At 60.7% G+C, this 24,785-nt stretch carries 21 protein-coding genes; 5 read left to right on the top strand and 16 right to left on the bottom strand.

From position 1 onward, the window contains the following. Window positions 1–578: 578 nt before the first annotated feature. The 4 genes from D3P04_RS05240 to D3P04_RS05225 all read left to right on the top strand — a co-directional run bounded on the left by D3P04_RS05240 (window position 579) and on the right by D3P04_RS05225 (window position 3,981). Complete coding sequence (locus D3P04_RS05240; protein WP_119746645.1) at window positions 579–2,075, top strand: multicopper oxidase family protein; 1,497 nt, start codon at window positions 579–581, stop codon at window positions 2,073–2,075. 10 nt (window positions 2,076–2,085) lie between these two features. Beyond that, window positions 2,086–2,703: a DsbA family protein gene (locus D3P04_RS05235; protein WP_232844894.1), complete on the top strand. Its 618-nt coding sequence runs from the start codon at window positions 2,086–2,088 to the stop codon at window positions 2,701–2,703. Window positions 2,704–2,796: 93 nt separating this feature from the next. Then, entirely contained in the window at window positions 2,797–3,249 is a 453-nt protein-coding gene (locus tag D3P04_RS05230; RefSeq protein WP_010400332.1) for a DUF305 domain-containing protein, read from the top strand. A gap of 81 nt (window positions 3,250–3,330) precedes the next feature. Next, entirely contained in the window at window positions 3,331–3,981 is a 651-nt protein-coding gene (locus D3P04_RS05225) for a L,D-transpeptidase (RefSeq protein ID WP_010400331.1), read from the top strand. 27 nt (window positions 3,982–4,008) lie between these two features. Here the strand turns inward: D3P04_RS05225 and D3P04_RS05220 are convergent, their stop codons facing one another. The 5 genes from D3P04_RS05220 to D3P04_RS05200 form a co-directional block, all read right to left on the bottom strand. After that, window positions 4,009–4,281, bottom strand: a complete 273-nt coding sequence (locus D3P04_RS05220; protein WP_010400330.1) for a hypothetical protein — start codon at window positions 4,279–4,281, stop codon at window positions 4,009–4,011. A gap of 38 nt (window positions 4,282–4,319) precedes the next feature. After that, the gene (locus D3P04_RS05215) at window positions 4,320–4,775 is read right to left on the bottom strand and encodes a c-type cytochrome (protein ID WP_010400329.1); all 456 of its coding nucleotides are present in this window, start codon (window positions 4,773–4,775) and stop codon (window positions 4,320–4,322) included. A 3-nt stretch (window positions 4,776–4,778) separates the two neighbouring features. Then, window positions 4,779–5,258, bottom strand: a complete 480-nt coding sequence (locus tag D3P04_RS05210; RefSeq protein ID WP_010400328.1) for a DUF411 domain-containing protein — start codon at window positions 5,256–5,258, stop codon at window positions 4,779–4,781. Between the two features lie 93 nt (window positions 5,259–5,351). After that, on the bottom strand, window positions 5,352–5,675 hold the full coding sequence (locus D3P04_RS05205; protein WP_010400327.1) for a hypothetical protein: 324 nt from the start codon (window positions 5,673–5,675) through the stop codon (window positions 5,352–5,354). Then, on the bottom strand, window positions 5,675–5,956 hold the full coding sequence (locus tag D3P04_RS05200; RefSeq protein ID WP_101459771.1) for a metal-sensitive transcriptional regulator: 282 nt from the start codon (window positions 5,954–5,956) through the stop codon (window positions 5,675–5,677). Before D3P04_RS05200 ends, D3P04_RS05205 begins: the two co-directional genes overlap by 1 nt. Window positions 5,957–6,056: 100 nt before the next feature. Here D3P04_RS05200 and D3P04_RS05195 point away from each other — a divergent pair, with 100 nt between their 5' ends. Then, window positions 6,057–8,420, top strand: coding sequence for a heavy metal translocating P-type ATPase (locus D3P04_RS05195; RefSeq protein WP_010400325.1), 2,364 nt, complete (start codon window positions 6,057–6,059; stop codon window positions 8,418–8,420). A gap of 429 nt (window positions 8,421–8,849) precedes the next feature. Here the strand turns inward: D3P04_RS05195 and D3P04_RS05190 are convergent, their stop codons facing one another. The 11 genes from D3P04_RS05190 to D3P04_RS05145 all read right to left on the bottom strand — a co-directional run bounded on the left by D3P04_RS05190 (window position 8,850) and on the right by D3P04_RS05145 (window position 24,755). Then, window positions 8,850–9,932, bottom strand: coding sequence for a S1 family peptidase (locus D3P04_RS05190; RefSeq protein WP_119746643.1), 1,083 nt, complete (start codon window positions 9,930–9,932; stop codon window positions 8,850–8,852). A 90-nt stretch (window positions 9,933–10,022) separates the two neighbouring features. Next, a complete protein-coding gene (locus D3P04_RS23060) occupies window positions 10,023–11,009 on the bottom strand; it encodes a hypothetical protein (RefSeq protein WP_147391889.1) in 987 nt (328 codons plus the stop codon). 79 nt (window positions 11,010–11,088) lie between these two features. Next, window positions 11,089–13,248: a sulfatase-like hydrolase/transferase gene (locus D3P04_RS05185; protein WP_182912743.1), complete on the bottom strand. Its 2,160-nt coding sequence runs from the start codon at window positions 13,246–13,248 to the stop codon at window positions 11,089–11,091. Continuing rightward, a complete protein-coding gene (locus D3P04_RS05180) occupies window positions 13,241–14,029 on the bottom strand; it encodes a hypothetical protein (RefSeq protein ID WP_119746639.1) in 789 nt (262 codons plus the stop codon). Before D3P04_RS05180 ends, D3P04_RS05185 begins: the two co-directional genes overlap by 8 nt. A gap of 10 nt (window positions 14,030–14,039) precedes the next feature. After that, complete coding sequence (locus D3P04_RS05175) at window positions 14,040–16,643, bottom strand: hypothetical protein (protein ID WP_119746637.1); 2,604 nt, start codon at window positions 16,641–16,643, stop codon at window positions 14,040–14,042. Beyond that, window positions 16,643–19,981, bottom strand: coding sequence for a host specificity factor TipJ family phage tail protein (locus D3P04_RS05170; RefSeq protein ID WP_182912742.1), 3,339 nt, complete (start codon window positions 19,979–19,981; stop codon window positions 16,643–16,645). Before D3P04_RS05170 ends, D3P04_RS05175 begins: the two co-directional genes overlap by 1 nt. Next, window positions 19,978–20,424, bottom strand: coding sequence for an NlpC/P60 family protein (locus tag D3P04_RS05165; RefSeq protein WP_119746635.1), 447 nt, complete (start codon window positions 20,422–20,424; stop codon window positions 19,978–19,980). Before D3P04_RS05165 ends, D3P04_RS05170 begins: the two co-directional genes overlap by 4 nt. Further along, window positions 20,421–20,945 carry a hypothetical protein gene (locus tag D3P04_RS05160; RefSeq protein ID WP_119746633.1) on the bottom strand — a complete coding sequence of 175 codons (525 nt, stop codon included), beginning with the start codon at window positions 20,943–20,945 and terminating at the stop codon, window positions 20,421–20,423. The genes D3P04_RS05165 and D3P04_RS05160 overlap by 4 nt, the downstream gene beginning before the upstream one ends. After that, entirely contained in the window at window positions 20,942–21,367 is a 426-nt protein-coding gene (locus tag D3P04_RS05155) for a hypothetical protein (protein WP_119746631.1), read from the bottom strand. Before D3P04_RS05155 ends, D3P04_RS05160 begins: the two co-directional genes overlap by 4 nt. Beyond that, complete coding sequence (locus tag D3P04_RS05150) at window positions 21,364–24,471, bottom strand: phage tail tape measure C-terminal domain-containing protein (RefSeq protein ID WP_119746629.1); 3,108 nt, start codon at window positions 24,469–24,471, stop codon at window positions 21,364–21,366. The genes D3P04_RS05155 and D3P04_RS05150 overlap by 4 nt, the downstream gene beginning before the upstream one ends. Beyond that, window positions 24,468–24,755 carry a hypothetical protein gene (locus D3P04_RS05145; protein ID WP_147391888.1) on the bottom strand — a complete coding sequence of 96 codons (288 nt, stop codon included), beginning with the start codon at window positions 24,753–24,755 and terminating at the stop codon, window positions 24,468–24,470. Before D3P04_RS05145 ends, D3P04_RS05150 begins: the two co-directional genes overlap by 4 nt. Window positions 24,756–24,785 lie beyond the last annotated feature (30 nt).

Below are 24,785 nucleotides of genomic sequence, written 5' to 3'. Positions count from 1 at the left end.
CGGCGGGGAGGCGGAAGGTGGCAGAACCCCGGGGGAGGGCTGCCGGTCAATGGCTCAGAAGGGAAAAAACTACACCCTCTGTTGATTACTCCGTGAATTGCAACGAGAGCCTGTCCTGCTTATTGTCAAGCTAGTTGCATAGGTTCCAACTCAACCACATGATGTGCCGCGCGATATGTTCTCTGCTTGTGGTCCTGCTCGTGTTCGCGGGCGTGACGCAGCATGGGCAAAGTGCTGGCACAGCCGGACTGTCGGCCGATCACTTTGTCGCTTCGATCAGCAATCCCGGCGACAAAGGCGGGCATGAGCACGGCTCTTCGGGGGAAACCTCTCGGCACGATATGACCGATGCCTGTGCGATTGTATGTGTTGGCACACCTACGCCTTGGCTTGCTGCCGCGCAATTTGCGCCTGTTGAGACCGAGCATTCGCTGAAATGGCACTCTATAGCGGTGACACGTGAGGGCCGTCTGGTCGGCCCCGGATACCGCCCTCCGAAATCCATCTGAACACTTGCTTGCCGCACCTTTCAAGGTGCCGAACATGGTTCGCCCTACGGGGTCTGATGGATTATTCATATGACTTGCACACTGAATCGCCGCGGCTTTCTGACCGCATCCGCTGCCATGGCCGCAGCTTTTGCCACCCCGCGCGCGGGCTTTGCGCAGCCAGCCGCGCTGGCATTGCAGGCAACGACGCGCACGCTTGACATCGATGGCCGCGCCGCCACGGTTTTCGGGCTGATTAACGGCAACGGAACGCCCGGGCTGATTCTAGACCCCGCCCAGCGTTTCCTGCTGGACCTGAACAATGATCTGACCGAGCCGACGATCATTCATTGGCATGGACAGATCCCGCCGAACGCGCAGGACGGCGTTCCCGATATGCCGATGCCGCTGCTGCAGCCAGGAGAGACGCGTGCCTATGATTTTGAGGCCGCAGCAGGCGCGCACTGGATGCACAGCCATGTGCCCATTCAGGAGATGCAGTTGCTGGCCGCACCCCTGATCGTCCGCCGCCCCGAGGATCTGCGAGCTGATCGGCAAGAGGTCACCATGTTCCTGCATGATTTTTCCTTCCGCCCGCCGGAAGAGGTGCTGGACGAAATCCGCTCGGGAAAGGGGCATGACGAGGCCGCCGAAGCCGAATTGTCACAACCAGCCGATCCCCATGCCGGTCATGACATGGGGGGCGGTATGGCCATGGATGGGATGTCGGAAATGGGCGGCATGTCCATGCCCGGTATGGCCGGGATGCAGATGGACCTGAACGACTTCGATTTCGATGCCTATCTGGTGAATGACCGCACCTTGAGCGACCCGGAAGTTGTGCGGGTAGAAAAGGGTGGCCGGGTCCTGCTGCGGGTCATCAACGGGGCTGCGGCCACGGTATTCTGGCTCGACAGCGGCGAGGTTCCGGGTCGGCTTGTTGCGGTGGATGGCCAGCCGGTGCAGCCCTTGCCAGGAACGCGCTTTGGTCTGGCCATGGGGCAGCGCCTGGATATCGAGCTTGACCTGCCCACCGGAGGCGGCGCATGGCCGATCCTTGCTCTGCGCGAAGGCGCGCAGGAGCGCACCGGCCTTATCCTTGCGACCGCTGGCGCCAAGGTGCCGGTCATGCTTGGAATGGCAGACGAGGCCGCACCTGCATTCGATATCGACCTTGCACAGGAAGCCGCCTTGCGGGCCGTTGCTCCGCTGACGGAACGAGTTGCCGATGCATCACCCATGGTGATGCTGGGCGGGCAGATGCAGCCCTATCGCTGGACCATCAACGACCGCGTGTTCGAGGATCGGATTCCGGTTACGGCCAAAACAGGCCAGCGGGTCGAGATCATGTTCCACAACATGTCGATGATGGGCCATCCCATGCATCTGCATGGCCATCATTTCCAAGTTGTCGCGATCAATGGCAGACGGTTTTCCGGTGCATTGCGCGACACGGTCTATGTGCCGCCCATGTCGATGGTCACGGTGGCGCTGGATGCGGGCGAGGCGGCGGAATGGATGCTGCATTGTCACCACATGCCGCATCTTGCCAGCGGCATGATGACGACGTTCGCGGTCTCGGCGTGACGGGAGTGACATGATGTTTCAGCGACGCATGATCCTGACCCTGGCCCTTACCGCCCCGGCGATGGCCATCGCACCGCGCCTATCTTGGGCTGGTCATTCGCTTCCACCCGAATTCCGCAGGCAGCTTGAACATGACGCGAATGCGCCGATCTTCGGCAATCCTGACGGCGATGCGACTCTGATCGAGTTCTTCGACTATAACTGCCAGTTCTGCCGTGCGATGATGCCAGTGGTGGATGCCGTGTTAGGAGCCGATCCCGGCTTGCGGATGGTGATGCGGGAATGGCCGGTCTTTGGCGAGGGTTCGGTTTTCGCGGCCCGCGCGGCGCTGGCGTCGCGCAAGCAGGGCCGCTACGCCGACTTTCATCGCGCCTTGATGAGTCAGAAACCCCGGGCCGAAAGGGCCAGCGTCCTGCGTGTTGCGCGATCCATGGGTTTAGACACTCAGCAGTTGCAGCGCGATATGGGCGGCCCGGAGATTGCCCAACATATCCAGCAGTCCAATGCGCTGGCCGAGGCGATGGGGCTTGTCGGCACACCCACCTTCATCGCCGGATCGGATTCGCGCTTTGGCGCCATTTCATCAACGGAACTGGCCGAACTGGTTGCGGCCTCGCGTGGCAATTGAAGCATTTCACGAAAGGACAACGCTATGGATAATTCTGATCGACACAATAGCCACGGAAGCCAGAGCGGCGGAAGCTATGGCCGTTTTGCGGCGATGATCGCTACCTCGACGGTGATCATGTTCGGGCTGATGTATCTGAACACCTGGGCGATGGATCATGTCTTTTTCAGCCAGACCCGGATGTGGATGGCGCTTTACATGGGCGGCGCCATGGCGCTGATCATGCTGGCCTTCATGCTTGGGATGTATCGCAACCAGCGCGCCAATATGACCGTCGCAGGCCTTTCAATTCTGGCCTTTGCCCTCGGCCTGTTTCTGGTTCGCAGTCAGGCAACGGTCGATGATACCGCCTGGATGAAGGCGATGATTCCGCATCACTCGATTGCGATCCTGACATCCACCCGCGCGGATATCTCGGATCCTCGCGTGCGGGCGCTGGCGGACAGCATCATCGAGGCCCAGACGCTGGAAATCGCGGAGATGAAGGCGCTGATCGCCGATCTGGAAGGCGGGCCAGCGGCGACGCCCGAGGTCGATGGGCGCTGATGCGATACGGTTCGGCAATCGCGGATCCCGCTGCGCTTGCCGCATTCATCTGAAGGTACAACCATTACGAGGAGCAATCACATGCTGACACGCAGACATTTCATCCGAACGACGACGGCGCTGTTCGCGGCCTCCGCCGCCAGCCCGCTTATGGCCTCGACCTGGCCCGACGCGGCGCAGAAGGCCGCCTGGGATGCCGAGGTGGAAGCCGGCGGCCCCAATCCTTGGGGCCTGCACCAGCGTTTCCTGCCGCAGCGGATTGTCGCGAATGACGGTCTGGTGCCGGGCGATATCCATGTCGATGCCGTGGCCCGATACCTCTACCACATCGAAGAGGGCGGCACGGCGATGCGTTACGGCGTGGCCATCGGCCGGGGCGATCTTTACGAGCCGGGGACCTATACAATAAAGCGCAAGGCCGAATGGCCGCACTGGACCCCGACAAGGAACATGATCGAGCGCGAACCCGAGGTCTATGCGCAGTATGAAAACGGCATGGAGCCCGGTCCCCGGAATGCGCTCGGGTCACGGGCGCTTTATCTCTATCTCGGCGAGCGCGACACCTATCTGCGCATTCACGGCACGCCGTTTCCGACCTCGATCGGCAGCCGCGCCAGTTCCGGCTGCGTCCGCATGGTCATGGCCCATATCAACGGACTCTATCCACGCGTCCAGATCGGCGCGACCGCCTATCTCTATTCGCCGGAGGGCAGCGTGACGGCCATCAGCTGAACGGTCGCCCTCTGGCGAGGCCGGGCGTCAGGACGTACGCGCGTTGCAGATATGGTTGCCGTTGGCCGCCCGCAGCGGCACCAGCGTCGTTTCGACCGGCCCGACATGATAATACCAATAGCAATCATCCGCCGGGTCCAGCCGCGCCGTTGTCAGGTCCTGGTTGGGGCCGGCGATGGCGACGACCTCGTTCGGAATGGGATACGGCGAGGCCGCTTCGGCAGCGATATCGGGCGCCTGGGCCGCGCATCCGGCAAGGACGAGCAGCGTCAGGGCGATGGCGGCGGTTCTTTTCTTCATGGGAAACTCCTTGGCTATGGTGGTGTCGCGCCGGGGTGTTACGGCGCGCTGTCCTTGGTGATGCGGCTCTGGATTGCCCGTTCCCGTTCAGGCCAGGTAGATTTGATATAGGCCAGAACGGCGGCGATTTGGTCGTCACTCATGACATCGCCGAAGCCGGGCATGTCACTTTTATACCCATCGCCGACCACGGCGGCCGTGCCGTCGCGAATGATCTGTACCAGAAGCGCGTCGGCGTGATGCCATGTGTGACCGGTCTCGTCATGCGGGGGCGCCGGATAGCGGCCACTTGCGAGCGGGGTCTGCCAGTCCGGCTGGCCTTCCAGATCGGCGCCGTGGCAACTGGCGCAGTTATCGACGTAGAGCCGCTGGCCAAGCGCGATCACGGCCTGATCCTGCGCGGCTGTTCCGGTGGCCCCGCTGCCGCGCCAGAGGATCAGGATCGCAGCGGCCAGACCGACCGCTGCGATGAGGATGAGTGCGTTGCGCGTCATCTGCTACCCGTCCAGCGGAAAGGCGCGACCGTCACCGGCAATGCCGCCCCAGGCGATGACCTCGGCGGTGGCCTCGACCCCGCCACCCATGCCCGGCGAGTCGGCGGGCATCCCCGGCACGGCGATCCCGGTAATGTCGGGGCGCTGTTCCAGAAGCTGCCTTATGGCCGCGAAGGGCACATGGCCCTCGACGATATAGCCGCTGATCCGGGTCGTGTGGCAGGACCACAGGTTTTCGGGCACAGCGGCGTCGCGCTTCATACCGACATAGTCGCTGGCCTCAGTGATCTCGACCTCGAACCCCGCCTCGATGGCCAGATCGGCCCAGGCGCCGCAGCAGCCGCAGCCGGGGTCCTTGGTGACACTCAGCAGGTTCGGCTTTTCGTCCGAACCGATGGCGGCAAAGGCAAGGGTAGAGGCTGTCGACAGTATCGCCGCGACCGCAAGGATCGCCCCGCGACGCGAGAAGTGATGATTGCTCATATCTGATGTCTTTCAGGATATTGCGCGCCGTAGGGTCATTCATCCCTGTCATGGCGCAGTTGATCGGCTTGTGGCCCCTCGGGCCATGTGGCGTCAGAGAGCAGCGGATCGCGGAGGGGGCAGCGGCAAGCGCGGCCTGGCCGATTTCATATCTTGCAGCGGGGGAAAGTGTCGGATTCGGCGTGGCAAGCGGGCCGCGTTGGGCGTGATTTCGGCATTGCCGATGGCGGCACAGGCCGCACAGTCGCCATGTGGAGAATCCGGCTGCGTGGTGCAGCATTCATGCGCGACTGGCGACGCGGATGTTTCGGCCATCGAGGCCATCGACGATGCTTCCGCCGAGGCGGCGCCGGTCAGGGCCAGTGGCATCGTCACCGCCAGCATGACGGCAAGCAGTGCCGATAGCAGGAACCGCATCAGTCGCGTACCTTTTCCATCAGTTCGACGACCTCGCGGAACATCACCCGCTGACGGTCCTGATCGCCGGATTGGATCGCGTCTTCCATGCAGCTTCGCGCGTGATCCTCGATCAGCAAGCGTTCGACGCCGCGCAGGGCAGACCGGATGGCGGCGGTCTGGTTCAGGATGTCGACGCAATAGCGCCCATCCTCGACCATGCGCGAGACGCCCTGCACCTGACCGTTCAGGCGGGAAAGCCGCTTCAGGATCGCGTCTCGGTTCTGCTTGTCATGCGCCAAGGAGGGCTCCGAACTTCAACATCTGAGGCTTGTGCTATACCCTCAAGGGGTATAGAGCAAGTCTGATATACCCCCTATAGGTATTTGCCGGGAGAGAGTCATGGACCACAATCACGATCATTCGCATGGGCATCACGATCACGGGACACACGGTGGTGCACCGGCACAGGCTGATCCCGGCAAGGCCATCGACCCGGTTTGCGGCATGCAGGTGACGATCAAGCCCGAGGCCCGGCACCGCGACTATGAGGGACAGACCTTCTATTTCTGCTCGGACGGTTGCCAGTCGAAGTTCGACGGCGATCCGTGGTTCTACGCCTCGGGCGCGGCGGCCAAGGTCGAAAAATCCGCCCCGGCAGGCACGCAATGGACCTGCCCGATGCATCCCGAAATCGTCCGCGACGAACCCGGCGCCTGCCCGATCTGCGGCATGGCTTTGGAGCCGATGATTCCCTCGGATGAACCCAGCCATGAACTGACTGATTTCACCCGGCGGCTCTGGGTCAGCGTGGCCGCTGCGGTGCCGTTGTTGATCCTGACGATGGGCGAGATGGTGGGCATTCCGGTCCGTGACTGGATCGGGCACCGCACCGCCGTCTGGCTGGAGTTCCTGCTGGCCACGCCCATCGTGCTCTGGGCGGCGCGGCCCTTCTTTCAGCGCGGGTTGGATTCCTTCAAAAACCGCTCACCGAACATGTGGACGCTGATCTCGCTGGGTGTCGGCGCGGCCTATCTCTATTCGCTCTTCGCCACCTTCCTGCCGGGCATCTTTCCCGAGGAATACCGAATGGGCGGCATCGTCGGCACCTATTACGAGGCTGCGGTTGTGATCGTCGCCCTGGTCTTTGTCGGGCAGGTGCTGGAACTGCGGGCGCGGGAGCGCACCGGCGATGCTATCCGGGCGCTGATGGATCTCGCGCCCAAGACCGCTCGGCGCATCCTGCCCGATGGCACGGAATATGACGCGCCGCTGGAAAACATCACGGCAGGCGATCTCTTGCGCGTGCGGCCGGGCGACAGCGTGCCGGTCGATAGCGAGGTGGTCGAGGGCCGTTCTTCCGTCGATGAAAGCATGATCACGGGCGAGCCGGTGCCGGTCGAGAAGGTGCAGGGCGACCGCGTGACCGGCGGCACGATTAATAAGAACGGCACGCTGGCGATCCGCGCCACCGATGTCGGCGCCGATACGGTGCTGTCGCAGATCGTCCAGATGGTCGCCGGCGCGCGACGCTCCAAAGCGCCTATTCAGGGGCTGGCCGACCGGGTTTCGGCGATCTTCGTGCCTGCGGTGGTGGTGATCGCCATTCTGGCCTTTGTCGTCTGGCTGATCTTTGGCCCCAGCCCGTCCTATGTCTTCGCCATTGCCTCGGCGGTTTCGGTGCTGATCATCGCTTGTCCCTGTGCGCTTGGGCTGGCGACGCCGATTTCCATCACCACGGCAGCGGGGCGCGGCGCGCAGGCCGGCGTACTGGTCAAGAATGCTGAGGCACTGGAACTGATGGCCGATGTGGACACGCTGATCGTCGACAAGACCGGCACGCTGACCGAAGGCAAGCCCGCGCTGACCGATGTGACCAGCTTCGGCGACGTGGCCGAGGATGAGTTGCTGGCCGCAGCCGCCGCACTGGAACGCGCATCCGAACACCCGCTGGCCGAGGCGATCGTCGAGGGCGCCAAGGCGCGTGGGCTCAGCCTTGGCAATGGCGAGGAGTTCGAGGCCGTCACCGGCAAGGGTGTGATCGGCAAGGTCGATGGCCGCGATGTGGCGCTTGGCAACAACGCCATGATGACCTCGCTTGGTATCGACTGCGACACCGGCGAGGAGACTGCGGACCGCCTGCGCGGCGATGGCAAGACCGCCATGTTCGTGGCGCTGGATGGCAGGCTGGCGGGGCTGGTCGCCGTGGCCGACCCGATCAAGTCCACCGCCGAGGCGGCGATCCATGACCTGCACGATCTGGGCATCAAGGTGATCATGGCAACCGGCGACAATGAACGCACGGCGCAGGCCGTGGCATCAAGACTGGGCATCGACGAAGTCCGCGCCGGGATGCTGCCCGAGGGCAAGAAGGATCTGGTCGACGGGCTGCGCGCCAATGGCCGCAAGGTCGCCATGGCCGGCGACGGGGTGAATGACGCGCCGGCGCTGGCGGCGGCGGATGTGGGCATCGCCATGGGCACGGGCGCCGATGTGGCGGTCGAAAGCGCCGGGCTGACCCTGCTGGGCGGCGACCTGACCGGCATTGTCCGCGCCCGCAAGCTCGCCGTGGCCACCATGCGCAATATCCGACAGAACCTGTTCTTTGCTTTCATCTATAACGCAGCCGGGATCCCGGTGGCGGCAGGGCTGCTCTATCCGGTCTTTGGCCTGCTGCTATCGCCGATGATCGCGGCGGCGGCGATGTCGCTGTCCTCGGTCTCGGTCATCGCCAATGCGCTGCGGCTGAAACGGGTGAAGCTATAGGGTTGAGGAAGCGGCGTGTGGGTTTGAAGTTTCGGTTTCAGCCCGATCAGGGTAGTCCAAAACAGATGACGCGGCTTTCCATCTGGGCGACGAAATTAATGACGACCGTTGTCAATGTGAGTTTTCTTCTCAGCGAGCCCTCTCTTGCTGGCAACGCATGGGCCGCACTTTTGTTGGCGGACTTACGATGCTGGAAAAATCATCTACCTCAACGCCACCTCAATCCTTGGCTGCAGTTTTCGTGCAGGTTGTTCCGTCGGATGTCGCTCACTGCTGTAGCGTGACGCGAGGTTTTGCAGGCTGTGACAACGGAACTTGCAGCAGATAACGTAGAGCGCAAAGGACGGCACGGAACCCTCAACTGACGGTCGTGCTTTCAGCTACAATGCCTACGGATTATGGAGTGCAACATGTCATTCGCTTATGCAATCAGGCGTTCAATCGGATGTGTTCTCGAGTTCCGGGATTGAAGCTAACAAATCGAATCGCTGAACCGGGAATCTCTTTAATTAAATCTTCACACGCTGATCTTTTTGGCGAGAACAACCGAACTTCGCCATATTTATCGATCACCGCGTATCCAAGAAATCTTCCCGGATTAACAGGATCGACAGTGGGAAATTGCCATTCGGGTATAGTCCAACCGCCAAACCAAGTCGCAGTGCTGACAGAACCCATACCTGCACTAACCAAGCCGATAACGTTCCCAGCTTCATTGAACACTGGCCCGCCGCTCATTCCGCCTGGCCAATCTGCATTGACGTGGAGCTTGGGCCATGGCTGCGAACTATCCCCATTTGCATGGACGATGTCGATGACTTCGCCTAGTGACGCATAAATGCATTGCTTCAATGGCCGGTGATCACCAACGCCCTCTAGATCGAGGTCGAGTCCAGCGTACCCCATCGCCAAGACTCGGTCCCCAATTTGGGGAACCCAAGTCAAATGAGTGCTCAAGAACGGTATCGAGTTGCTGGGAACGGCCGGGGTCAGAACCAGCGAAGTGAGTTCGCTTGCGTTCCATATTTGAGCCTCCTGCAACGGGCGACGTTCTATGCCCGCACACACGGAAGAAATACCGGAAAGTGGCCGCCACCAGTCTTGAGGAATACTTACCTCGCCGAAGATTATAGCCGGCATCTCCAATGCTGCGAGAAAGTTGTCAGGCTCAATTTCTATCGTCGCTCCATCAATAGAAGGCGTGATCAGGTCTTCGATCACATGAAAGGCTGTTGCACAGGTTCCAAATGGGTCAATGCGGAAGCACGTTCCGATCCCTTGCCATCGCTCCTCTGGTGTCGAGCGCTTACCGCCAAATATTGGCAGGATTCTATCTCTAAGAGCTACATCGTCCACCACAGCGAGGTTCTGTCCGTCCGCGAAAAGCTTAATATCGATGGGAAATGGCATTGATTCCGTCTCAGAACCTTCTTCTATTTCACGGTGATCAGTACGGCGTAACTTAGCAACTCCATTTAGCGGTGCGCCAGCTTCTGGACGAGTATATTGCATCGGGATGCTCTGGTGGGGCGCTGATCCTGACAAATTGTGCGCCGTTACAGCACCGATTGAAATCAGGGACTTCTTTGGTGCGGCGATGGATCAACGATACCGTTCTTTAGACGCCACATAAGCGTGGTATGAACACAGGCTGTGATCCTCCCAGTCTACATTTCCAACTCCTAATCGTTCGCCACAAACGCTGCATGCGCCGTCTACTTCGTATCCACAATATAGGCAGGTATTCACCTCGGAGTTAGCGATATAGAGCGAATGTCCGCACTCAGGGCAATCGTAAATTGGTCCGTTTGCTCCATCTCGGGCTGCCCTAAAGGCTTCTCCACCAAACGCGCCTTCCACAAGAACTGCAATCGCCTGATAATCATCTTTCTCGGACCCACACGAGAGGCATCTCAGTTTTATCATGACCGGGTCAGAGTTCGCTGGGTTCTTCTGAGCCACGAGCGCAGACCCACATTCTGGACACTCAGGACGAATCGGCAATGAATTAGGCCAGTCGACCGCTTCGAAGGTCTTTGCGCATCGTGCTGCCTCCTCTTTCTGAAAACTTTCTACGGCCTGCATTGTCTCCCACGCAGCACCTAAATCTTCCAGTGGTGATCGGCCGAGCAACTCAAAAAAACCAAGAACGGTAGGAAAACAGGCAGCGATCGCCTCCTTAACCTGTTGTGGCCCCTGATCCGTGTGAAGGTGCTCAATCGCGTTACGCAGCTTGGTCAGGCGGTCGAGATCACCACGGGGAGCGGGCAAGCCGAAATCCCTAAAACGCTTTTTTAGTTGCTCTACGTCAATTGTAGCAGCGCTAGCTGGTTTAATAACAAACTCGTTGCCTTCGATCACTGGGGAAAATTTCGCGCCTAGCACTGCCATGGGATCTGAATTAGGTGGGGCAGCATTGACAAGACATGCCTTTCCTAGCAAGAGCGTCCCAGCAGCGAAGTTTCGAGCCGCGCTCAGTTGCCGATCAGCATCATTGGATTGATAGTCCTCTACTCCCATACGAAGTGATGCAATCGCATTATGAGTGAGACCCTGCAAAAGATCGGATGTGATTTTTTTGTTCGGCATAGAATACTCTCCAGCAGCCGGCGCTTCTTTCGACAAGACATCGCAGAGGACCAAAAATCAACAACATTGCACCAAGGCGTTACGCCACCGTCGCGCCACTGATCGCTGCAGTCACTGTTGCAGCCGTCACGCCCTGACAAATGATCCGCTCGGGACCATACGTGGCCGAGACGACGACATCGCTACCAGCCTGCACGACAGATACCGGTTGAATGCCGGCCCAGTCAGACAGATCGAGCGTATCGCCGGAAGCAAGATCGGTGATGATCTGACGGTAGCCAGTGCGACGGGCGATAACGGTATCGGCACCTGCTCCGAGCGTGATGGTGTTTTTCCCGGCGCTGATGATGATTGTGTCGGCCCCGGCGCCACCGTTGATGACATTAATGCCCGAGCCGCCATCGATGGTGTCATTGCCGCCGCCACCGGAAATCGTGTCGTTACCGGCATCACCGTGCAATTCATCAGCCGAGCCTGTCCCGGTAATACTGTCGTCACCAGGACCGCCGTGGATCAGGAGCATACGCTGACCGCCTTGGATCGTGTCATTGCCGCGGCCGCCGTGAACAACGGCAACCGTTTTGCCGAGCTTGATCTCATCGTCGCCATCACCAAGGTAAAATGTGGGCCTCCCCCACCATCCCTGCTCTATGAGAACGCGGTTCGGACCGGACCCCATATGTATAGTGGCATTGACCGCAGCCCGCGTCGCCAGAAGAAAGTCATCGATGTGATCAGGGAACTTCACAACCTCATTACTGCTGGTCCGTTCTTTTGGCACCCACAAGGCCCGCTGATAGCCGGGTGATTGCCCCCGTGCATCCATGCTGCCGACAAGCGCCAATGCGCCGGAGGCCGCCCCAACATCAGGGTCCACGCCCAAGTAAGACGCGAGCGGCGACGGCTTGTCCAGTTTCGCGCCTTGCTCAACAAATTTCAGGCCCCATCCCTCACAGATATCAATCAGCTCGGTGCGGTGTGCCTCGTATTGTGCATCCATCCCCGCAAGGTTGACCTGCGCCCACGGATCAGTTGCCAGATCATAATATTCGGATGTCCCGTCCTGATAGAGAATGATCCGGCGATCCCCGATCCGGGCCGATGCCGATCCGTACCAGAATGTCGGAATAGCGCGAGCAGGTACCGCGCCACCCTCAATGACAGGCCGGAGGCTTTCGCCTTGCCAATCAATGGGGGCCTCGCCTCCCGCATAATCGACCAGAGTCCGGGTCAGGTCGATCAGGCTGACAGGCTCGGTGACAACGCGCGGGGCCTGCCCCGGAGCGCGGATCGCCAGAGGAGCGCGCGCGGCTTCATCCCATAGGGTGAACTTGTGCCATTTCTGCCCTCTGTCGCCGAGATGATAGCCGTGATCAGACCAGAAGCACACGACCGTATCATCGGCGAAGGGACTGGCATCCAGAGCCGCCAGAACGCGGCCAAGGTTGTAGTCCAGATACATCACCGATGCGATATAGGCGCGAACGGAATAGCGCCATGTCTCGACCTCAGCCGTACTCCATGTTGCGGGGTCATACAGGCTGGCGTCACCCCCAATGAAATCCATCGCAAAGGTCGGTATCTCCCACGGCTGGCTCCATTCGGTCGGGAAAATGATATCCTCAAGCGGAACCGCGTCAAAGAACCGGTCGGGGTTGGTCCAGGCGCCATGCGGGTGATGGAAGCCCACCTCGTGATACCAGGGGCGTGAATCGCTGTAGGTGTTCAGGAAATTCTGGAAGTCCAGAACGCGGTAGCCGTCATATGAGTTATCTTCGATATCGTCGGGGAAACTGTAGCTGTTGCCCCCATAGGCTGAAGGCCCCTGATCGGTGCGCACATTTTCCGGGATGCCGCCCTGCTGCGTAAACGGCGCGGAATCATAGAGCGCATCATAGACGAAATCGGGCTGTGGCACATAGCCGTGCCACATCTTGCCGGTGGTTCCCATGTAGAACCCGGCCTGCTTGATCCGCCACTGAAGGGATTGCTCCGGCCGCACGAGATCATACCATGCCTCCGCGATATCAAAGAGGCCGCTGTGATAGGGCGATAACCCTGTCAGCACCGAGCAACGGGATGGAGCGCAAACCGCGATAGTCGCCATTGCGGCTTCAAATTTGCAGCCCGAAGCATAGAACGCATCGAGGTTCGGGGTCTGGATGACGTGCCCGAACACCGAGCGGTAACGCTCGATGCTGAACAAGTCATCCGATGCGATATTGAGGATGTTAGGCATTGATCGGCACTCCGAACACGCGGGAAGCATAATTATGCAGCACGGCGCGGGTGGCTGCCTTATCTGCCAAATCACCTTGGAAAAGGATCGTGTCGGCAATGGTGCCGTTCGTGAACGGCTGACTACCAGTGGCTTGACCCATGTGAATCTGGAAAGGATCCGCCTTGGTGATAATCGGCATTTCCGTCAGTGTCCGGGGATTTCCTGCAACACCGTTCAGGTCGATGCGATGATCGCCTGTCTCGAAATTCAAGATTGTTTCCATCAGAAACCACTCGCCAATAGGCAGAGGAGCGGCCGAGTCTCCGGGCCTGAGATCGGTCGAGTTGGCACCTTTTAGCTGCAACTCACAACCACCAGACTTGCAGGCCCACAGAATATATGGGGAATTTCCGCTGACACCCACTCCTTCCAGATGAACGCCGAGCGGTTCGGTGAAATACCCTCCGGCTTGGGCAATCAGCGCGATGGTGACGGTTCCCGTCAGTTCTGGAACAACCCCACGATAGTGCGTTGTCTGTGAGCCACCTTCAAACAACGGGGTTTTGATGGTGCCGCTCGGGATCGCGTATTCCTGGAATTGCGGAACCCCGTTAGGATTTTTCGCCGCCACGTTGCCGTGACGCGGCATCATCGCCATGGCGGCTTCCGCATCGGCCCTTTCAGCCTGCGGGATAAGAGTCCACCAATTCAGCACGTCGCCACCTGCAGTGATGGCATCTGTGGGCATGTAAGGTTGAACGGGCAGGTTCGGGAAGGTTGTGGGAATAGTCAGTGCCATGTCGGCCTCCTTAATTGACGTTGACGCGCGCGGGCAACGCCCAACGCCGGTGGGTGAATGCGGGATCGTGACGGCTGACCTGCGACCACTGATCACTGATCGAGCCTCGGTTTCTCGGTTTGTCGTCAGTGCTGGTTCCGGCTACCGCCCATGCATGGCGCAGTTCCAGCGACCCTTCGGGAGCAATATCGAAGGTGATAATCGCCTCTTTGCCGCTTACGGTTACGGACTGGATGACGGCACCATTCGTGATGGAGGTCCCGAACGTGAGGCCATGCACGGCAGGATCATGCAATGTCAGGTCGCTCATCGCCGCGAACCGGGCAGTTACCACATTGCCCGCCAACTTGGCCTCGACCAGGAGTGGGCAATACCAGTCGCGGCCCGATTGCCGCTCGGCGACGGCGATGGCCTCGATTTCAGAAATCATCAGGGCAGACGCGGCGCTCGGCACTTCCCCTTCAGGATCAAGTTCAAAGGGCCATAGCGGCGTCGCGACGACGAACCCAAGGGTTGGATGATTAATGTCCAGTCGCGCTTCCGCCAACGAAACCGTTTCAAATCGCCCTGTGCGGCCGCCTCCTTTTGGAGAAACGACCGTCAGTGGATAGGCGCCCTGACCGGTTAGCGCGCCAAGTTCGTCGCGTAAGTCCTGTGCCACAGCAGCATAGTGAAAATCAGCCCCCGACTGCGAAACATTCTTTCCTTCAAGCAGGGACAATTTGATCCGGTCGATATGGAGCGTTTTGCTCCAGCCCGCCAGGGCAGTCACGGCCGCCTGCACATCATCTGCAAGGGCGGTGCGGAGCGCGGACCCGGCAAGCGCCTCCGATTCCGTGATGGAGGGTTGCGCCACTGACACTGCTATGGCGGTCGGCATCTTTTTCGCCGCGTTCAGCAATTCGGCACCTGCCGCCTCAGCTGCGCCCTCCTGCTGGATGACGTCGAGATCGGCTCCGCGCATATGGTAGTCGTAATGATCGTCAAGCACCCGCTGGACGGCAACATCGCCACCGCCGAATGCAACCACGCCGACCGCAACGGAGCCTGTTTGTGCGAGGGTTACATTGCCGCGCTGCTCGTATCCAATGGTGCGTTCCGCCCACTGATCGGACATATAGCGCCAGCCATGTTCGGTTTTCCGGGCCATCCAGACATTGCCGGGCGTGTCCGGCGAGCCGTCAGTCGGGTCGTCAGGGTCGACGGTGCCGCCTCCGGAGGTTCCCGGACCGATCCATTCGCCGGTATCCTTGTGGATGCCCCAGATCGTCTTGCCGTCGATATCGCAGAACACCCGATAAAGATCGTCGCCGGTCCAGATTGGAATTGTGAACAGGCCCGGAAAGATCGGTGCGCCGTGGCGATCAAAGCCGAACAAGACATTCCTGTCTTTGTCGACGACGACATGATGCGGGATATCTCCCGTCCATCCGAAATCATCCAGTACGAGATTGGCATGGGTGCCGCCGTCCTTATCCACATGCAACGCGGAGTTTCCGTTCCTGTCTTTCACCATGACCGCATCATCTCCCGTCCAGATAACTGGGGCAGCAGCGTTAAGCCTTTCCTGATCGGATACTGTGAACAGCTTGTAGACATCGGTCTCTCGTTGATCTTCCAGCGAGAAAACGCCCCGCGTCATGCCATCGGGAAGTGTATAAAGGGCGGTGTTGTCGTTGATATCACGTGCAAGGACTGCGGGATCGCCTGCCCAGACAGTGTGATACTCGGCGACATGTGCGGCATCGGCATCTGCACGGGCGGCAGCCTCATCCGCAACGGCTTCCGTTCCACCGGCGACCGCATCTGCGATTGCCTGGTAGATGGCCGTGTGGGCACCGTCCTCAAGGAGTTGCCACCAACGGCCACCTGCATCTCGCTTCTTGTTGTCGGTTTCCAGACCGTCGCCCGGAGCTGCCACATTGGCGGCTGTCCAGAACCGGAATGTCTTGCTCGCGTTATGCACGAAGACGGACAGGACATAATAAGGCGCGATATTCTCGCCGGATGGGTCGATCGAACCGGTTCTGCCGTAGATGGCACCTCCCTTCAGCTTGACCACATCGCTATCTTGCATCCGCCGCCACCATTGGCCGCTGGCATCCCGTTTCAGGTCATCGGTCTCGTCCGCCGGGTCAGGTGCCTGAACCGGCCGCCAGTCGCTTTCCGTATTGGCTGCATTGTTGCGGAGGATCAGAAGCGTGATTCCACGATCCGCAGGGATATCGAGACCGCTTGGTGTGTCGCCGCCAGGCATGGAATAGACCCGGCCACTCCTGACCTCATTCCGCAATTCATCGATCAGGGCGGACTCGACTGCTCCACCAGGCAGATCACCGATCCGCGTCCAGCCCCCCGATCCGACCGGGCCGGTTTTTTTATAGACTCCATTATTCTCACTGTTGGCGGCTGCGTAAACGCGTCCGATCGTGCCGGCCGGCCAGTCGAGATCGGCATCAAGCTCGCCTCGAGTCGCATAGGCCGGGCCGGTCAGCACTAACAGCATCGCCACCAGGCGCTCGATCGAGATGCGGCGTGTCGTGCCCTGGTAATTGCCGATCACGTCATCGACGAAATTGCTCGTTTGCAGGTTGGTGGTGGCAACGCCATCCATCAGATCACCTCTATGGTCAGGGGGCCTGTGACTGGACCGGGCACGCCATCGGTATTCTGTGGCTCGAGCCACAGGTAATGGGTGCCGGCGTCCAGACAGGCGGCGGTTTCGAGATAGGCGACGATCCCGGAAACGGTGCCGTCGAAATCGGAGCTTGCAAGCAGTTCAAACCGGTCATTGCCCGAAGCAGCCCGGATGCGATCGGAATACGCTCCGTCCGCATCTAGCGAATTACCGGTCCGCACTGTCCCGCCCGTGAGACGCGGTGTGACGGTCCCGGCCGAGCGGTCGGACAAGTTGATGCCGATCCGATACCAGCGATCGGGCTGGGCATTGAGCGAATGCGAGATCGCATCGGCCGTACCGGACGTGTGCGTGGCGCTGTCGCCATTCAGGGTCCATCCGGCATCTGCCGTCCAGTTATTGGCGCTGAGCCGGTTGCTGCGGGTCGTGTCGCCGGCCGTGACCGAATAGCTTTGCTGCCGTGAAACCTGTTGCGGCGCGCCGACTGCGTCGGTTTCTCGGTTGAGCGTCGTCGATTGCGAGCGATAAAGCTGAACCTGCGCGAGATTTTCATCATTCCCGGTGGCGAACTGGACGAGCGCTCCACCCAGGAGCGTGGTAACCGTGACGGCATCGGCATCGAGGGCGGCTGGGATAGCGGCATCCTCCGCGCCGATCGTGAGAGGAACGATTCCGCTATATGGCCCCTCGATATCGGCCGAGGAGATCGCCACCGCGCGCAGTTCGATTGCGTCTCCATTGCCGTAGCTGGTGATTGCGCCGCCACCATTTGCGGCAGGGATGGTCACCGAGATCCAGTTTGTGGTTCCCGCCAGCCGATGCTCGATCCGGTACTCCCTGACGCTGATAGGGCTTGAACCCGGTTCTATCAGATATTCGACCCTGTTCCCGAAACCCGTCCCGGATACACCGCTAACGATGCTGACGAAGCGGGGGGCGGCCGGTTGCAACAGGTTGTCATCGATCTCTGCGCCGACTCGGCCGGACCAGGCGGGAATAACATCATTCGCCAGCCTTTCGTCGATCACCGGCGCCGCATCAACCATATGCACGATCGAGGCCATATCCTCGGCCGGCTCGTTCCCGGTCACGACCATGGAGAAGGTCTCCTCGGCCGCCGCCCCGAAATAGACCAGATCACCCGGCTCCGGGACGTCGCCGTCGTCGCCCTCAATCCTCAGCAGGTTCGTTTCACCGGGTTCCGTTACGATATTCCGGACAACCGACGTCCCAATCGTATCATCTTCATTGGTGAAGACCCGGAAGCGGATGCCGTAGGATCGACCGGCTTCGAGCATAACATATTCGTCGATTTCGATTAGCGGCCCGACCACAGCACGGACGCGGGCGGACAGCTGTACGGAGTCCAGGATATAATGGCTGAGCGTTACGCCGTCACCGCGCGTGGCAACACGGGCGGGGCCGTCCTGGGTGACCTGATAGCTATCGGGCCGGTAGATGGCCTCATACATGCGGCGGCGGGTCTCGCGCCAGACCTCGGCCGGATCGGTTTTACCGGGCAGTTCCAATGCTTCGGTCAGGGTGATGTCACCAGCATAGCCGGGCCAGCGCACAAGCCGTTCGGCTGGTTTCCAGTCGTTGGTCGCATCAAGGAACGGCACCCGGAACGCATGCGGTGGGGTGGTGTAGGAACGGCGCGAAGAAAACGCCCAGGAGTTACGCGGACCGATATGATCGACGATCAATTCCTGCGGGCGGTCCACCACCACGCCCCAGCGCATGCCATCATGGCGCGGGCTGGCACGGCCGGCAGCGGCAATCTCGGTCAGGACCTCCTGCAGCGTGCTGCCCGCCTGATCAAGGATGCGATCGTATTTCAGGTCATGGAACCGACAGAACTCATGCCAATCCTCCAACTGCTCGAGGTCGATGCCGGCATCGGAGACTGCGCGAGGATTGGCCGGGCTTTGGAGAGCATAGCGGTAAAGGCTGGCGGGGTTGGAGGTCAGGCGTTCAACCCACGTCCCGCTGTTCCGGTCATAGTCGAGGCAATGGCGCGCGAAGATCGCGTTGACATTGTCGAGGCTGCCGGAGAGCTGATGCGTGGCCTTGATGCGCATCGCAATCAGTGAGAGCGGCCGCCCATAGTTCAGAGGGTATTCCGGTCGCAGGGTCTGTAGCGCCGCCCAGGAGGTCCGGCGCTGGATCTTGCTGTCGGTGGTCTCGCTGGTCATCATGGTCAGGCGAACCTGCCAGCGACCGCGCGACGGAAAGTTCCAGCTATGCTGACGGTAGAAGCCTTCCAGCTTCTTCGCCCGAATCCGGAGCGTGGTGACCTCGTCCCATGTTGTCTCATTAGCTGGCCTTTGCTCGATCCGAACGGCCACTTCTTCGTGTTTCTGGTCGCCGTCATCATCGAAGCGGATCATGCCGGCCGGAAAGGCGAGGATGATAGAGGCCCCGCGCGCATCCGCGCCTGTGGTGCGCACCACAGGCGTTTCAATGGAAGGCTGATTCTTGATCACCTCGCCCCGGTCATCACGCGGCAAGGGACGAGTCAGTTCGACGCCGATAGATTCTTCCGCGATTTGGCGTGGAATGATGGTCTGCGGTGCGTCGGACGCCCGACCCTCGCGGATTTCCACCTCGACTTCATCAAATTCCGTGACGGGCGTCTCGCCGATCCGGATGTCAGAGATGTTGAGAGGGCCTTCACCTGCGGTGAACACCGCCCGGACGTATTGATCGTCGCCGACAACTTCAGAATGGCTCAGCACCGCGAAGGGAGGTGCATAACGTATCCGGCCGAGAATGACGGGAACGGCTCCATCCGGCTCAAGCCGGTTGCGCCAACCGCTGATCGAATAGCGATTCCTCTGCGCTTCGGGGGTGTCCGGCTTGACCGGCGGGACGAGCGCGTTGAGAAGCAGGTTACCGATGATATTGACCCCTGCCGTCAATAATGCGGTGCCGACCGCTCCCGCCGTCGCGCCCGTCAGGCCCAGCATCTGTCCGAACTGAACACCCCATGCCTGACCGGTCGCGATCGCCGCGATTGTGATGACGATCGAGAGAACCGAACGGAGTGCGTTCTTGCCCGCGATGATCCGGATCACCACCCGGACGCCGGGACGCGGCCGTACACGATGCCAGTACCGGCGGTCGATGATTTCGGAACCGGTTTCAGTCACAAGGGCAACACGGGCCTGTTGCAGATCGGCCGGCGTCGCGAAGGGAAGCGCCATAGCCAGATGCTCGGCGATGGTCCGTCCGGCTGGCGCCTCGATCTTGATCCGGCCCATCCCCGGATCGAAATGCGGTGCTGCAAGGATGGGGACAATCGGAGTGCTCATTGATATGCCCTCGCGACCAGTTGAACGGGGCGTTCAACACCTCTTGAAACATGCCTCCAATGCCCCTTCAGACGATTGCCCCATGCGCCGCCGCGATAGTCGGCAAGCTTGGCGCAATCCTCGCCCTGCATATGGATCATCAGCCCGTGACGAATGACGATCCCGACATGTGTGCTGAGCCGGCCGCGCCGAAACACCGCGATGTCGAAGGCAATTGCCGGCCCCTCGACTGGCACCCATAGAGGGGATGTTGCGCCATCTTCGATCAGCGCGGCGATCTCGCCATGTTCCTCGACCGAGGCATAATCGCCCAGGTATTCCGGCAGGCTGATACCCAGCTCCTCGCGATAGATGATACAGGCCAACCCCCAGCAGTCCGCGCCGTCGCGCGAACGGCCGAATTCCTCGTAGGGGATACCGATAAAACGGTTCGACCAACTCATAGATGCAGCCCCGGAAAGCGGTCCCGCGTCATGCGGCCGGATGGAAAGAATTCATTCTCGATCTCCTCGCGGCTGATCGAGAGCTGGATTTCGCCGGCATCGATGTCGGCCGACATGATCAGGAGATCCTCGTATTCGGCCTCGACCTGATTGGGCGAAGAGGCCAGCACCACGGCCATGGCGACATTGGCCGGGCTGGTGAAGCTCCGGACCAGGCGAACCATCTCCTGGTCGAGGTTCTCCAGTGCGACTGTGGCGCTGGCGGGGGTATCATCGAGATCGCCGGGAAGAACGGCCGAGGCGATGACCCAGAGATACGGCTCGGTCAGCGGATTGGCCCCGCGCCAGTTCGACCTTGTGCCGTAGATATGCGGATCCACCTGCAGGCGCTCGGTATTGTCCGTGGACAGCCTGATCGGGGCGGGAAGTTCCGGATGCGTGATCTCGAACAAGACCACGTATAGCTCGCTCGTAACTGATGCATCCTGCATCTGGCGGGCATTGAGGGACAGGCGTCTCATGGCAGCACCCAGACATTGAAGCTCTTGCGGAAACGGACCTGCCCGACAATCGACTCGGATGGCGGGGTATCGCCCCAGGTACACAACCAGCGTTCGGCAATCAGAAGCGGCACACCGTTTTCAACCAGCATCCCTTCCTCTTCATGAGTGAGAAGCTGCCAGCCATGGGTGGTGGGATCGGGCATCCAGAACTCCCGCGCGCCATGCGCGCAGTCCTGCTCGTAAAAACGATCGAAGATCTCCTTCTCGTTCCGGGTCAGCACGATGGACAGACTGACGCCCTTGGCGATGCTGCTGAAGCGGCGGCGATAGCTGGGCGGCCCCGCGTCATTGCTACGCTTCTGGCGGCCATCCTGTGCCTGAACCTGCCATCCGGAACGCTCGAAGCGATCAAGTTCATTCGGCCAGACGGGGATCGTCATCGCGCAATCCCCCTCTTCCTGACGTTATATTTACTCTCGATCGCCTTGCCGGCCGGGTTGCCCGATTGACGGATAACGCTGCCGACCTGACGGCCGAGCGTCATGGTCAGGGTGGGATTGCCCCGGTTGTCTGTGGATTCCTCGGCGCTGAAACCATCCTTGGAGTAGTCGTTCACGATCAGGTTGATGCCGCTGGATTGCGGCGCGATGATCGTGGGTGATGACGGCTGCGAGGCAATGGCCGACAGGTTGGAGATCAGCGCGCCGGCATTCTCGAGGGCGCGTGAGGTCATGATCTCCTCGCCATCGCGGATCATCGCCAGACGTTCATCCTGCCGCATCCGGTCGCCATACCCGCCCAGCGCATAGCTGCGCATGACGCCGGGCGAACCGGTGTGATTGGTGCTGATGGAGGGCGCGGCACCGCTGCCACCCGGAAGAAACCCACCAATCCAGCTGACCGCCGAATCCAGCAAGGTATTCAGTCCCGGCGCGATATTCTGCTGGAACGCGAGACGCAGAAACTGCTCGAGCGCGAAATCGACCAGATCGCCGATCGACGCCTTGCCGGTCTGGCCGAATTTGACAAAGGCATCCTCCGCGCCTTCCGCCCAGCCGGTGACAAGGTTCTCGGCGGTATCGGCCCAACTGCCCAGTTCATCCTCGACCTGCAGCAAGCCGCGCTCGACGCCAGCCGCCCAATCATCGCGGCGTTTCAGGTCGTCTTCATAGGCTTCGCGGAGCTTCTCCTGATAAACCCGTTCGACATCATCCGCGAATTCCGCAAAGCCCGTCTTGGTCCTGTTGAGGTTTTCCAGCGCCTTTTCCCGCCATGCATCGGCGGCCGCGATATCGTTCTCCAAAGTGGGTTGCAGACGGGCGAGTTCATTGATGATCGAGGCTCCGGCGGCCGTTCCGGAACGGTTTCTGCCCCGACCGCCGCCACGCCCTCCGGATGCCGCCCGTGCGGCCTGACGGTTCATTTCGGTGATTGCGGCGCGATCACGCGCGGCCTGCTCGGCTGTTTCCCGAACCTGGTCAAGACCAGCATTGCGCAGGGCGGGGTTGGTCAACCCGTCATTCACTCGTGCCTGGCGTTCCCGCATGACGGCGAGTTCACCCTCGATCGCGACACGGCTCTTGCCCGCCTCGATCATCTCGCGTTCGGTCCGGAGAAGATCGGCCTGCTGATTGGCCGTGATCTGCCGGCTGCCTAACTGCCCAAGCGTATTCCAGAGCGCGGATGCCTGGTTGACCAGACCGGATATCTTGCCCGACAGGGTATCCGCACCGGCAATCAGGTCGCCAAAGCTGGTTCCGCCGATGACGGATTGCAGGGCCGATGCCGCCCGCTCGGCAACACCGATACCCTCTTCGAGATCATAAGCCTCCGTCGCTGCGCGGCGGATTTCATCGGCAACTTCGCCTGTGATCGATCGCTCGGACAAAAGTGCGTTGACGGATTCAAGATGCGCATCGCGTTTCAACAGCGCGACCGCGATACTATCCTCGCCATGGCGATTGATGGCGCGCGCCAGCTCGGCTTCCTGCAGGTAGCTATTCCGGAGTTCTTCTGCGATTTCTACCCGGCGCTCTTCAGCCGTGGTGCCTTTGGCGGAGAGATTTACGACCTCTTCCAGTTTCTTCGCTGCTTCGACAATCGGGCCGGACATCTGCCCGCTTTCTGCCGTCATGGTCTGCAGCGCCTTGAGTGCCTCATCGGCATTGTCACGAAACGCGGTCATGCCATCTGAATTTTTCAAGGCTTCGATTGAGCTATGCAGTTCCTTTGCCTGTTCCGGCAGAAGATCAAGCGGCGCTGCGGCCTCCTCCGCACCGAGCCGGAACAGATCCATGGCCTCCTTGGCCAGAAGCACCTGTTCAGGACCGATACCGAACGCTCCTGCCGCGCTATCACGCTGTGTCTGCTCATAACGCTCGCGCGCGGCCGCGAAGTCATCAAAGGCATCTGCCGCATCCTTGATCTGCGCCGAGATATTAAAGTCCGGGGACTCGAGGGCGTTCAGGGCATCCGAAACTGCAACTTCCGTCATGAAGTCCGCAATTTCCTTCATGCGGCCGGCAAAAGACCCGAAATCCTGCTCCAGAAGTGCGGTGGATTTTCCTGCCTGATCGGTAAAGCGATTAAAGTCCTGAAGCGCTGAACTCAGCCGATCAACCTGTTTGCCGGCGTCTTCGGAATTGGCACCAAGTCCGAAGATTGCGGCTGTGGCCGGAACGGCCAGCGCGGCCGCGAGACCGAGTGCGGCTCCGATCGCACCAAAACCGCCCAGCAACTGCGGCAGCTGTTGAGTAAGCGCCACGGTGGCGGACTGGCCGGATTGCACCTGGACGATAAAATCCGTCAGCTGGAAGCTGACATTCTGGATTCCCATGCCCATGGCACCAGAGAACCGCCCGACGGCCTGTTGCCGTTCGCCCAGCAAACCGGCAACGCGCGTCGCCTCCTCCTGTGTAATGATATTCAGGCGTACCGCGCGGTTCAGCTGATCCTGCGCTCGCTTCATTTCATCGGCGGCCCGCGCAGCCGGATCGACGGCCAGCGTCAACTGACGAACAGCGCGTTCCTCCGCCTCAAAAGCCTGCTCCATGGCACGGGCGCTTTGCACGGCCGGGTTATGGGCGGCGACAAAGGACCGGTAGCGCTGCTCCAGCTGCTGGAGGGTGCGATCGGACTGCGTATTGGTGATCTGCCCCTGTTGGAGCGCCCGGTTGACGATCTCCTGTTGCTGGGCGAGTTCTCGCTCAGCCCGGATCAGAGGATCAATACTGTTTTCCAACGCCTGATAGGCGCGCGCTGCCTGCTGGGCCTGTTCCTGCTGAAAAGCCTCATATTCGCGGCTGGCTTCGAATACCCCGAAACTGTCTCGGGCGGATTTACTGCCAGCCCCGAAGCTGCTGAAGGTCTGGTTGAGCTGCTGGACCATCCGGCCCTGTTCGCTGGCCGCGAATTCCGCAGCCTTCGCAGCCGCTTCGGTCTCGCGCCGCATCTCACGCAGCCCCTCACTACCACGGCGCATCTCTGCGGCCAGCGAACTGGCATCGGCCGTTACCGTGAGCTGGGCGCGCATATCCGCGGTCATTGATCCTTCCTCATCAGCTTCAGTGCCTCGCGTTCGATAATGGCGAGACCTTCGAGCAGCCGGGCATCGGGAGTGATGCCCAACCAGCGGGCGGTGACATCGACGGCCACCATGTCGAGCGCGATGGGGCGCATACCGCCGAGGCCAACCGGCCCCATCCGCCACTGACCGGCGACGGCAAGGGCCAGGCGGATCAATGGGCGCTCGGAGGCGGGCAGGATCACGCTGTCAGCCTCAAGCCCCATCATCTCGCGGGCACCGGCGACGGCTTCCTTGCGAGACATGCCCTCCGCCATCAGGTCCGCCACCAGGTC

This window comes from Paracoccus onubensis (genome assembly GCF_003591515.1).
GTDB lineage: Bacteria > Pseudomonadota > Alphaproteobacteria > Rhodobacterales > Rhodobacteraceae > Paracoccus > Paracoccus onubensis.
Note: the sequence above shows the minus strand (reverse complement) of the source record. Positions and strands in the feature narration are given on the sequence as shown.